Here is an 11285-nt window from a genome sequence, read left to right on the forward strand (position 1 = left end):
CGGTCACCGGGACGCCGGGGGCCGGGCAGGGGCGGGGCCGGGATGATGAGGGTTCATGAACGAGCTGACGATCCCGGAACTGGTGGCGCGGGCGGCGAACGAGTTTCCGGACGCGGAGGCGGTCGTGGACGGCGACGTCCGGATCACCTACGCCGAGCTGCGGGAGCAGGTCCGTGAGGCGACGGGCGCGTTCGCGGGGGCCGGCGTCGAGCCGGGGGACCGCATCGCCATCTGGGCGCCGAACGGCCTGCGCTGGATCGTCACCGTGCTCGGCGCGCTCGGCGCGGGCGCGACGCTCGTCCCGCTCAACACCCGCTACAAGGGCGACGAGGCGCGGTGGCCGCTCTCCAGGTCCGGGGCGAAGATCCTCTTCGTGGAGGACGGGTTCCTCGGCATCGACTACCCCGCCATGCTCGGCGTGGACGGATCCGGCGTCCCCGGGCTGCCCGCGCTGCGGACGGTCGTCACGTTCAACGGCCCCGCGCGCCCGGGGGTGATCTCCTGGGACGACTTCACCGCCGCGGCCGTCTCCCCGGACGAGGCCGACGCGCGCGCGGCGGCCGTCCGTCCCGAGACCGTCGCCGACATCCTGTTCACGTCCGGGACGACCGGCAGGCCCAAGGGCGCCGTCGTCACCCACGAGCAGAACGTCCTCACCTACCGGGCGTGGACGGGCCGCACCGGCGTGCGGGCCGGCGACCGCTACCTCATCGTCAACCCGATGTTCCACACGTTCGGCTACAAGGCGGGCGTGCTGGCGTGCGTGATGCGGGGCGCCACGATGGTGCTGCAACGCACGTTCGACGTCCCGGAGACGCTGCGGCTGATCGAGCAGGAGAAGATCACCGTCCTGCCGGGGCCGCCGACCGTCTACACCGCGCTGCTGCACGCCCCCGGCCGGGACGAGCACGACCTGTCGAGCCTCCGGCTCGCCGTGACGGGCGCGGGGGACGTGCCCGTCGCGCTGGTGCGGCGCATCAAGGACGAGCTGTTCCCGCAGGTGGTGACCGCGTACGGGCTGACCGAATCGTCCGGGACGGTCACGGCCTGCTCGGTGGACGACGACGACGAGACCATCGCCACCACGTCCGGCCGGCCCATCCCGGACGTCGAGGTCGCGATCGTCGACGGCGAGGGCGGGCCCGTCCCGGCCGGGACCGACGGCAGGATCCTCGTCCGCGGCTACAACGTCATGAAGGGCTACCTGGACGACCCGGAGGCGACCGCCGAGGCGGTCCGCGACGGCTGGCTCGACACCGGCGACCGCGGGCGCCTCGACGAGCGCGGCAACCTCACCATCACCGGGCGCACCAAGGAGATGTTCGTCGTCGGCGGTTTCAACGTCTACCCGGCCGAGGTCGAGAACGCCCTCGCCCGCCACGACGCCGTCGCCGAGTCGGGCGTCGTCGGCGTCCCGGACGCGCGGATGGGCGAGGTGGGGCGCGCCTACGTCCGGCTCCGCCCCGGCAGGACGGCCACGCAGGAGGAGCTGGTCGCGCACTGCCGGGAGCGGCTCGCGAACTTCAAGGTCCCCCGGGAGGTCGTCTTCGTGGACGACCTCCCGAAGACCGCGTCCGGCAAGATCTGGCGCGTGAAGCTCAAGGAGCGCCTCTAGAGGGCGGCGACGACCCGGGCCCTGTGCTCGGACACGGTGCCCCACGCCGAGTACAGGGCCCGCGCCTTGCGGATCCACAGCGACGGGTCGTACTCGTCGGTGTAGCCGATCGCGCCGTGCACCTGGAGCGCGGTCTTGGCCATCCCGTAGGCCGCCTCGGACGCGGCGACCTTCGCGGCGGACACGTCCCGCGCGAAGTCGGGCGTCCCGTACGCCAGCGCCGCCCCGTACACCAGCGGCCGGGCGAACTCCAGCTCGACCAGCGCGCTCGCCAGATGGTGCTTGATCGCCTGGTACTCGCCGATCGGGCGGCCGAACTGCTGCCGCGTCCTGGCGTACTCGACCGACACCTCCAGCAGCGCCTGCCCGAGCCCCACCTGCTGCGCCGCGCACAGCAGCACGCCGAAGTCGGTGAACCCCGCCCCCTCCGGGACGCGGAACAGCCGCCGCGCCGGGTCGAGCGACGTCACGGGCTCCCCGGTCGCCTCGCGCTCGACGCCGTCGGCGGTGAGCACCAGGTCGGCGACGTCGGCGTCCAGCGCGTGCGGGACGGCGAGCGTCACGACCGCCTCGCCCTCGGCGATGCGCGGCAGCCACGGCGACTCGCCCAGCAGCACCGCGGCGGCGAGCGTCTCCACGTAGGGGCCCGGCGCGGCGGCCCGCCCCAGCTCCTCGGCGGCGACGGCCAGCTCCACCGGCAGCAGCCCGGCGCCGCCCGCCTCCTCCGGGACGGCCACCGCGAACGCCCCGGCCTCGGCGACCGCCGACCACAGCGCGCGGCCCGGCCCGGCGTCCCCGGCCGCCCAGGCGCGGGCCGCCTCGGCGGTGCCGGGGCCGCCCAGCAGCTTGCGCAGCGTCTCGCCGAACATCCGCTGCTCGGCGGAGAGAACGAACTTCACCGGGACCCCCTCGGCAGGCCGAGCAGCCGCTCGGCGATCACGTTGCGCTGGATCTCGTTGGTGCCCGCGTAGATCGGCCCGGCCAGCGAGAACACGTAGTTCTCCAGCCACTCCGACTCCAGCTCGCCGTCCGGGCCGAGCAGGTCGAGCGCGGTCTCGTGCAGCGCCACGTCCAGCTCCGACCAGAACACCTTGTTCAGGCTCGACTCCGCGCCGATGTCGTCGTCCCGCGAGACCGTCTCGAACCCCTTGAGCCGGTAGGCCCGCGCCCTGATCCAGGCGTCCGCGACGCGGTCCCGCAGCGCGTCGCCGGAGGCGTCCGCGCGCTCCTTCCACAGCTCGACGAGCCGCTCGGCCGCCGCGGTGAAGCGCCCGGGGCTGCGCAGCGTGAGGCCGCGCTCGTTCCCGGCGGTGGCCATCGCGACCCGCCAGCCGTCCCCGGGCGCGCCGATGACGTCCTCGTCGGGCACGAAGACCCTGTCGAGGAACAGCTCGGCGAACGCGGGCTTGCCGTCCAGCCGCCCGATCGGGCGGACCGTCACGCCCTCGGCGTCCAGCGGGAACATCAGATAGGTGAGGCCCTTGTGGCGGGACGACTCGGGGTCCGACCGGAACAGCCCGAACCCCCGGTCGGCGAACGCGGCGCGCGAGCTCCACGTCTTCTGCCCGTCCAGCAGCCAGCCGCCGTCGGTGCGGGTCGCCGTCGCCCGCAGGGCCGCCAGGTCGCTGCCCGCGCCCGGCTCCGACCACGCCTGCGCCCAGATCACCTCGCCCGCCGCCATCGGCGGCAGGATCCGCGCGAGCTGCTCGGGCGTCCCGTGCTTGAGCAGCGTCGGCGCCAGCAGGTTGATGCCGTTCTGGCTCACCCGTCCCGGCGCGCCCGCCGCGTAGTACTCCTCCTCGAAGACGAGCCACCGCAGCACCGACGCGCCGCGCCCGCCGTACTCCTCCGGCCACGACACCACGCCCAGCCGCGCCGCTCCGAGCGTCCGCTCCCACTCCCGGTGCCGGGCGAAGCCCTCCCCGGTCTCCAGCGACGGGAGGGGCCGCGCCGGGACGTGCTCGCGCAGCCACGCCCGCACCTCGCCGCGGAACTCCTCGTCCGCCGCCCCGAACTCAAGATCCATGCGACCCTCTTTCTAACAACTGTTTGGTAGAGTATCCGCCCCCCGGCACCCCCGCCTCCCCCTCCCGCCCAGTGAGATCCCCCGCGGCCGGAGAACCCCCCGAGAGGCCGCCGCTGGGCGGCGGGCGCCGGCCGTTCGGCGCGTCCCCGGCGCCGCTCTCCGCATCTGCCGGGAATGTTCTGTCGTGGGGCTCGCGAGCCGCCTTACCTTCGGGCCGTCCGGCAGGAGACCCACGCGGTGAGGACGGTCAGACATGCAGCCCAGAAGATGGCTTTTCGCGGTCGCCTCGGCGGCGTCGGCGGGAGCGGCGGCCGTGGCGTTCGCGGCCTCGGCGCCCGCCCAGGCGCAGGACGGGCCACGCGCCGGAGAGGCCCCGGCCTGCGCGGACGGGACCACGGTGCGGACCGACAAGGGCCCGGTGTGCGGGACGGCGGGGAGCGGCGTCAGATCCTGGCTCGGTGTCCCCTACGCGGCGCCGCCCGTGGGAGACCTGAGGTGGGCACCGACGGCGCCTCCCGCGGGGTGGACGTCCACCCTTGAGGCGACGCGGCGCGGCAGTGCCTGCCCGCAGCCGCCCGGCCTCGGACCCGGCTCGACCAGCGAGGACTGCCTCAAGCTCGACATCACCGCCCCAGAGAAGACCGACGGGAAGCCCCTGCCGGTGATGGTGGAGCTGCACGGCGGCGGGTTCCGGCTCGGGTCTCCGTCCGACGGGACGCACCTCGTCAAGGAGGGCGGCGTCATCAACGTCGGCGTGCAGTACCGGCTCGGCATCTTCGGGTTCATGGCGCACGAGGGGTTCGGGAGGCACGCGGGCAACTACGCGCTGCGGGACCAGCAGGCCGCACTGCGGTGGGTCCAGCGCAACATCGCGCGCTTCGGCGGCGACCCCCGCAACGTGACGATCTACGGCGCGTCCGCCGGAGGATCGAGCGTCTGTGCCAACACCGCGTCCCCGGCCGCGAAGGGCCTGTTCCAGAAGGGCATCGCGCAGAGCGGCGAGTACAACTCGCTGCTCGGCGTGGACGTCCAATGGCAGGCGCAGGACTGCAAGGCCGAGCTGCCCGGCGAGGAGGAAGCCCAGAAGGCCGGTGAGCGGTTCGCCGCCGCGCTCGGCTGCAAGGACGCCGCCTGCCTGCGCGCGCTGCCCGTCGACGCGCTGCTCAAGCAGGCCGGCAACGGCATCGGACCGGACGCCGGGACGCAGGGCCCGGTCGTGGACGGCGAGATCCTCCCGATGTCCCCCGGCCGGGCGTTCGCCGAGGGGAAGGTCAACAAGGTCGCGCTGATGCACGGCGTCGACCGGGACGAGGTCCAGCTCCCGTCCGCCGACACCCCGGAGAAGTACCGGGAGAACGTCCGGCTGCAGTACGGTCCGCTAGCGAGCCGCGTCATGGAGCTGTACCCGCTGGAGCGCTTCCCGGCGCCGTCGGCGTTCATCGCGTACCGGACGATCGTCGCCGACTCCAACTCCGTGTGCCCGGCGCTCCTCAACGACCAGCGGCTGGCCGAGCACATCCCGGTGTTCGCCTACCAGACCGACAACGCCGACGCCCCGCCCATGTTCTTCCTGGACCCGACGAAACCGAACGGCTCCTACCACGTCAGCGAGAGCCCGTTCCTGTCGCCGTTCCCCGGCGGCGCCGAGCTCACCGCGAACCAGAAGGCGTTCGGCGCGCAGCTCACCGCCCAGTGGACGGGATTCGCCCGCACCGGGAACCCCACCGTGGACGGCACGCCGTACTGGCCGCGCTTCACCCGGCACGACCCGGCCGTCCTGTCGCTCGTCCCGGCCGGGGACAGCCAGGTCACCCACGAGATCGCGGAGCAGCACCACTGCGGCTTCTGGAACCGGCACGCCCCCTTCCGGGAGATCGGCGCCGCCGGCTGACCGCCTTGACGCCCGATGCCACGACCTGTGCCCGACGTGCCAGATGTCCCGCCCCGCCCTTGATCATCGATCGGCCCCGCGGTTTCCATGTGCGCATGCACGCCACAGTGGTCGTCCTGGTGGTCGACGCCGGCGGGCGGCGGGAGGCCGCCGACGAGGTGATCCCGGTCGGGGTGGGGCGCGCGGTCCGGTTCGTCCGGCGGTCGGACGTCCGGTACGCGGAGGCCCACGGCGACTACGCCCGCCTCTACACGGGCGCGGGCAGCCACCTCGTCCGGGTCTCGCTCGCCGCGCTGGAGGAGGCGTGGCGGGACGCCGGATTCGTCCGCATCCACCGGTCGCATCTGGTCGCCCTCGCCCACGTCGAGGAGATGGTCGTCGAGTCGGGGCGGTGCACGCTCCGGCTCGGCGACGCGCGGCTGACCGTCAGCCGCCGCAACGCCGGCGCCCTCCGCGACCGGCTCGTCCGGGGCGCCCTCCCCGGAACCAGAATTCCGTGAAGGAGAACCGATGCGTCACAGAAGACGGGCGGCGGCCCTCACCGCCGCCGCATGCCTGGTCGCCGGCGCGACCGTCGCCCCCGGCCCGGCCGCGTCCGGACGGCCCGTGCGCGGCGACTGGCCGACCTGGCAGCAGAACCTGAACGGCACCCGGTACAACCCGGCGGAACGCGAGATCACGCCCGCGAACGTCGGCGGGCTCAAGCTGAAGTGGGCCTTCGGCTTCCCCAGGCAGACCGGCGCCCCGCACAGCCAGCCCGCCGTGGTCGGGCGCACCGTCTACTTCGGCGGCCCGGACGGCCGCTTCCGCGCCCGCGACGCCCGCACGGGCGCGGCCAGATGGGAGTTCGACCTCAGCACCGTCGGGACGGGTTTCGCCCAGGTGCGCGACGGCGCCGCCGTCTCCCACGGCCAGGTGTTCTTCGGTGACACGCGCGGCTACATGTACGCGCTGGAACAGGAAACCGGCAAGCTCCTCTGGGCGAAACGGATCGACGACCATGTCAGCGCCACCGTCACCAGTTCCCCCATCGTCTACCAGGGCCGTGTCTACGTCGGGGTTTCCAGCGGCGAGAACCTCATGGGCAAGGAACACCCCTGCTGCACCTTCCGCGGCCACGTCGACGCTTTGGACACCGACACGGGAGAGCTCGACTGGCGCTTCTACACCGTCCCGGAGCCGCGCCAGGACGGAACCTGGCCGAACGGGGTACCGCGCTACACACCGTCTGGCGCGGGCGTGTGGAGCACCCCGTCCATCGACCCCGCGACCGGCACCCTCTACGTCGGCACAGGACAGAACTACAGCGGCAGCGGAGGGCACTTCGACTCCGTCCTCGCCCTGGACGCCAGGACCGGGAAACCGCGCTGGACCCGCAAGATGACCGACGTCGACACCTGGCGCCGCGAGTGCAACAGCCCGTCCCCCGAAGACCAGCAGTACTGCCCCAACCTCCCCGACGGCACCGCCCTGGACTTCGACCTCGGCGCCGCGCCCAGCCTGTTCACCGTGCACGGCCGCCGCCTCATCGGCATCGGCCAGAAGCTCGGCGTCTACCACGTCCTGGACGCCCGCACCGGTGAGATCGTCTGGCAGCGCCAGCTGTCCACGCCGATGCCGGGCGGCGGTCTGAGCGGCATCCAGTGGGGCGCCAGCTACGACGGGCAGCGCCTCTACGTCGCGACCTACATGGCGAATCCGGGCACGCTGTTCGCGCTCGACCCGTCCAACGGCCACGTCATCTGGAAGACGCCGAATCCCGCGGACGGCTGCACCACGGGCGGCGCCGCCCAGTACCCGAAGGTCTGCCGCCTCGGCCACCCGCCCGCCGTGACCACCACTCCCGGCCTCGTCTGGGAAGGCAGCATGGACGGCAAGATGCGCGCCTACTCGTCCCGCACCGGCGAGGTCCTGTGGAGCTTCGACACCATCGCCGACCTCCCGACCGTCGACGGCGGCACCGCCCGCGGCGGCTCCCTGTCCGGCGGAGGCGGCGCCGTCGTCTCGCACGGCATGGTCTACGTCCTGACCGGCGACATGTTCACGCCCTACCCGAACGACAAGGGCTACGCCCTCCTGGCGTTCAGCCGCTGACGCGGGCGACGCCGCAGAAGGCGTCCACCTCGGGCGGCTCGTCGAACGGGGACGGCTCGGGACGCCACCGCGACACCGGCACGACCCCCGGCTCCAGCAGCTCCAGGCCGTCGAAGAACCCGGCGATGCGCTCGGGGGAGCGCAGGTTGTAGGCGACGCCGCCCGCCTCGACATAGCGGGCGATCGCGCGGGCGCGGGCGGTGTCGTCGGCACCGTCCGCCCCCGGCGTCCCGAAGACGTCGCTGCCGTCGTTGACGACCACATGACTGCCCGGCGCGAGGGACGCCACCAGCCGGGCGAGAACGCCCTCCGGGTCCTCCTCGTCGGTCAGGTGACCGAGGATCCCGAGAAGCAGCAGCACCACCGGCCGGTCGAAGTCGAGCGTCTCGGCGGCCTTGCCCAGGATCGCGTCCGGCTCGCGGATGTCGGCGTCGATGTAGGACGTGACGCCCTCGGGCGCCGAGGTCAGCAGCGCCCGCGCATGCGTGAGCACGAGCGGATCATTGTCCACGTACACCACGCGCGCGTCGGGCGCGATCCGCTGCGCGACCTCGTGCGTGTTGTCGACGGTGGGCAGCCCGGTGCCGATGTCGAGGAACTGCCGCATCCCGGCCTCGCCCGCCAGATACCGGACGGCGCGCCCGAGAAAGGCCCGCGAATGCCGGGCGATGTCGACCTGACCGGGAAAGATCGCAAGAAACTCGTCCCCCACCTCCTGGTCGATGGGGTAGTTGTCCTTCCCGCCCAACCAGTGGTTCCAGATCCGCGCCGAATGCGGAACAGACGAGTCGATCCGCGGATGCTCGGTCATCGAAACCCTCCAGAGGGCGGGGAGATCGTCGCGGCCGGACATGATCCTATGGCGCCCGTGCCCGGGCCGCCGGTCGTCGCGCGGTCCCCGCCTCAGGACGGCCCGCCGGCGACGCCGGAGGCTGTCCCCGTCCGGTGATACAACATCGGCCGTTACTCCGATCCGCGACTTCTGGGCGGTCCACCACGGGCTGGACACCGGCTTCGACTGCGTCGGCGGTGACCTCGCCTGCAACACCCTGGAGTTCTTCGCCGACGACAGTTGGAGCGTGGTGGCCGAACGCCTCGACGGATGCCCGCCGGACCGGTTCGTCCACGCCGTCGGCAACGCAAACTACGACACCTATGTGCTCGACCTGGACATGCTCGACGGCGCGGGCAACCCCACCGTCGCCCACTGGGCCTTCAAGGAACGGCAGATCGGTGATCACAAACAGTACTGGGAGTGGCTCGACGGCACCGGCACCGACCTGATCTTCGGCTCCTGACGGCGGACACCGCGCGGCAGGCCCGGGGCAGGGCACCGGAGCCGGATAATAGAGAGAGGACCGGCGGCTTCAGGGGGTGCGGATGGTCAGCGAGAACACGGCCAGGCTGGCGGTACTGATCGATGCCGACAACGCGCAGCCCGCGATCGTCGAGGCTCTGCTGGCCGAGGTCGCGAAGTACGGCACCGCGCACGTCAAGCGGGCCTACGGCGACTGGACGGGCACCAGCCTGCGGGGCTGGAAGGAGCAGCTGCTCGACCAGTCGATCCAGCCGATCCAGCAGTTCGCCTACACCAAGGGCAAGAACGCGACCGACGCGGCGATGGTCATCGACGCGATGGACCTGCTGTACTCCGACCGCTTCGACGGGTTCTGCCTCGTCTCCAGCGACAGCGACTTCACCCGCCTGGCCGCCCGCATCCGCGAGTCCGGCCTCACCGTGTACGGCTTCGGCGAGCGCAAGACGCCCAAGCCCTTCGTGGCGGCGTGCGACAAGTTCATCTACATCGAGAACCTGCTGTACGAGAGCCCGACCACCCCGGCCGCCGAGACGCTCAAGCCGGCGCCCCCCACCCCGGCGGCCAAGCTGAAGCAGGACACCGCGCTCGTCAACCTTCTCCGCAACGCCGTGGAGGCCGCGTCCGACGAGGACGGGTGGGCCGCCCTGGGGTCCGTCGGCCAGATCATCACCAAGCAGCGCCCCGAGTTCGACTCCCGCAATTACGGCTACGCGAAGCTCAACGCGCTGATCGCCGCGACGACGCTGTTCGACCTGGACCGCCAGGGCTCCGGTGACGGCAAGGCGCACATCATCTACGTCCGCGACAAACGCCCCCAGGACAAGAAGCCCTCCTAGCCTCAGCGGCGGGCGCTCGTCGTGAAGACGCCGATGCCGTTGGCCACCGCGCGTTCCGAGCCGTCCGAAGGGGTGTTGCGGACGGTCACCGCGGGCTCGCCGGGGGAGCGTGCGACGAGGGTGGACGAGCCGCCGCCGTCGAGGTTCACGGCGTCGTCGGCACCGGCCTTGTCCAGCAGGGACGCCAGCTCGGCGACGGTCACCCCGCCGCTCTGCTCGGACCGTCCGTCCACCACCACGAGGTAGAAGTGGCGGCCGTCGCGGCTCACCCCGGCGGCCGTGCGCGGCGCCGGGCCGGTGGCGCTCAGGCCGTCCAGCGGGCCTCCGTTCCGCAGGACGGGGAAGCCGCCGACGGCGAACCGGAAGCGGACCGGCCCGGTGAAGCGGTAGGAGACCCGCACCCGGTCGCCGGGCTTGAGGCGGCGCAGCGCGTCGGCGCCCTTCTCCCGCCCGACCAGCACGGTCGTGCCGGACGGGATCGCGCCGCCGCCGACCGTGCCGGAGATCCCCGTCACCACGCCGCGCCGCACGGTCACCTCGGCGGTCTCCGTGCTGCACGGGTCGCTGCGCTTCTGGTCCGTCCCGCACACCGCGCGCTGCCGCGACACGTCTCCCCATTCGGGACCGAACGCGCCGACGCCGCCGACCGGGAGCGCGTACTGGTTGAGGCCGCGCAGGGCGATGGTCGTCTTCCCGGAGCGGACGGTGCCGGTCAGGCGCAGGCGTGCCACGTGCCCGCGCCGGTCGGCGCCGACGCCGATCACGTCCTCGGCGGACGTGCCGGGCGGCAGCGCGGGGCCGAACCGCTGCCCGTCCGGGACGGCGCCCTTGAGCGGCCGGCCGCCGTCCACCTCCGGCCCGGACGAGGACCCCGTGGGCACGACCCCGGCATGGGTCTCGCTGATGTTGAAGAAGTCGCCGTTGACCCCGGCCACGGCGTGCTGCGCGTCCGCCATCGCCGACACCGTGCGGCGAGCGGCGACCACGGGCGGGCGCAGGAGCCCGACCCCGGCCTGGCGCAGGTCGACGTCCACCAGCTCACCGGCGACCCGGCCGCCGGACCCGGACGTCTCGAAGGTCCGGAAGGTCGCGCCGGACGCGAGCGTCTCCGAGGAGGTGTACCGCACGTCCCCGACCCCGGCCGAGACCCGGGCCCGCGCCCCCGCCGCGTCGGCCCGCTCACCCGACCCCGCCCCGTCGCCCCCCGGCGGCGGCACGTCCGCCCGCGCCGGAACCCACCCGACCCCCACCGCCACGATCGCCGCCGCCCCCACGGCCACCCACCAGCGCACCATCCGCCCGCCCTTCTTTCGACCACAGTCCATTGATCATGACGCAGGGACGGTGAAAGGCGGGCAGCCGGCGCGCTAACATTCGATGCAGGTTCGTTCGACGCGTTCGATGGTCGGGGCCGCGAACCCTCCGACGTAGCAATCGGGCGGGGCTCCGCTTCTCGCGGCCCCACCCGATGCGCAATGTGATCAGCTCAGGTCATGTGGACCAGC

Annotated in this window: 10 protein-coding genes; 6 read left to right on the forward strand and 4 right to left on the reverse strand. The window is 73.0% G+C overall.

Features of this window, described 5'->3' with window-relative positions; translation table 11 throughout:
* Positions 1-55 precede the first annotated feature (55 nt).
* The gene (locus tag BJY14_RS29945; protein ID WP_179846669.1) at positions 56-1615 is read left to right on the forward strand and encodes a FadD3 family acyl-CoA ligase; all 1560 of its coding nucleotides are present in this window, start codon (positions 56-58) and stop codon (positions 1613-1615) included.
* On the opposite strand, the gene BJY14_RS29950 is transcribed toward BJY14_RS29945, so the two are convergent.
* Both BJY14_RS29950 and BJY14_RS29955 read right to left on the reverse strand, forming a co-directional pair.
* A complete protein-coding gene (locus tag BJY14_RS29950; RefSeq protein WP_179846670.1) occupies positions 1612-2514 on the reverse strand; it encodes an acyl-CoA dehydrogenase family protein in 903 nt (300 codons plus the stop codon). The two genes, BJY14_RS29945 and BJY14_RS29950, sit on opposite strands and share 4 nt — an antisense overlap.
* Entirely contained in the window at positions 2511-3641 is a 1131-nt protein-coding gene (locus BJY14_RS29955) for an acyl-CoA dehydrogenase family protein (protein ID WP_179846671.1), read from the reverse strand. The genes BJY14_RS29950 and BJY14_RS29955 overlap by 4 nt, the downstream gene beginning before the upstream one ends.
* 253 nt (positions 3642-3894) lie before the next feature.
* On the opposite strand from BJY14_RS29955, the gene BJY14_RS29960 reads away from it, so the two are divergent.
* From BJY14_RS29960 to BJY14_RS29970, 3 genes are all read left to right on the forward strand, one after another.
* On the forward strand, positions 3895-5532 hold the full coding sequence (locus tag BJY14_RS29960; protein WP_179846672.1) for a carboxylesterase/lipase family protein: 1638 nt from the start codon (positions 3895-3897) through the stop codon (positions 5530-5532).
* A 95-nt stretch (positions 5533-5627) separates the two neighbouring features.
* Positions 5628-6032 (forward strand): LytR/AlgR family response regulator transcription factor, encoded by a 405-nt coding sequence (locus BJY14_RS29965; RefSeq protein WP_179846673.1) that lies wholly within the window; start codon positions 5628-5630, stop codon positions 6030-6032.
* A 10-nt stretch (positions 6033-6042) separates the two neighbouring features.
* Positions 6043-7626: an outer membrane protein assembly factor BamB family protein gene (locus tag BJY14_RS29970; RefSeq protein WP_179846674.1), complete on the forward strand. Its 1584-nt coding sequence runs from the start codon at positions 6043-6045 to the stop codon at positions 7624-7626.
* On the opposite strand, the gene BJY14_RS29975 is transcribed toward BJY14_RS29970, so the two are convergent.
* The gene (locus tag BJY14_RS29975) at positions 7616-8437 is read right to left on the reverse strand and encodes an SAM-dependent methyltransferase (RefSeq protein ID WP_179846675.1); all 822 of its coding nucleotides are present in this window, start codon (positions 8435-8437) and stop codon (positions 7616-7618) included. The two genes, BJY14_RS29970 and BJY14_RS29975, sit on opposite strands and share 11 nt — an antisense overlap.
* Before the next feature lie 40 nt (positions 8438-8477).
* On the opposite strand from BJY14_RS29975, the gene BJY14_RS29980 reads away from it, so the two are divergent.
* Together BJY14_RS29980 and BJY14_RS29985 are read left to right on the forward strand one after the other, a co-directional pair.
* Positions 8478-8924 (forward strand): hypothetical protein, encoded by a 447-nt coding sequence (locus tag BJY14_RS29980; protein ID WP_179846676.1) that lies wholly within the window; start codon positions 8478-8480, stop codon positions 8922-8924.
* A gap of 82 nt (positions 8925-9006) precedes the next feature.
* On the forward strand, positions 9007-9780 hold the full coding sequence (locus BJY14_RS29985; RefSeq protein ID WP_179846677.1) for an NYN domain-containing protein: 774 nt from the start codon (positions 9007-9009) through the stop codon (positions 9778-9780).
* A gap of 2 nt (positions 9781-9782) precedes the next feature.
* Here the strand turns inward: BJY14_RS29985 and BJY14_RS29990 are convergent, their stop codons facing one another.
* The gene (locus BJY14_RS29990) at positions 9783-11075 is read right to left on the reverse strand and encodes a phosphodiester glycosidase family protein (RefSeq protein ID WP_179846678.1); all 1293 of its coding nucleotides are present in this window, start codon (positions 11073-11075) and stop codon (positions 9783-9785) included.
* Between the last annotated feature and the right edge of the window lie 210 nt (positions 11076-11285).

This window comes from Actinomadura luteofluorescens, from assembly GCF_013409365.1.
In the GTDB taxonomy this organism is placed as follows: Bacteria; Actinomycetota; Actinomycetes; order Streptosporangiales; family Streptosporangiaceae; genus Spirillospora; species Spirillospora luteofluorescens.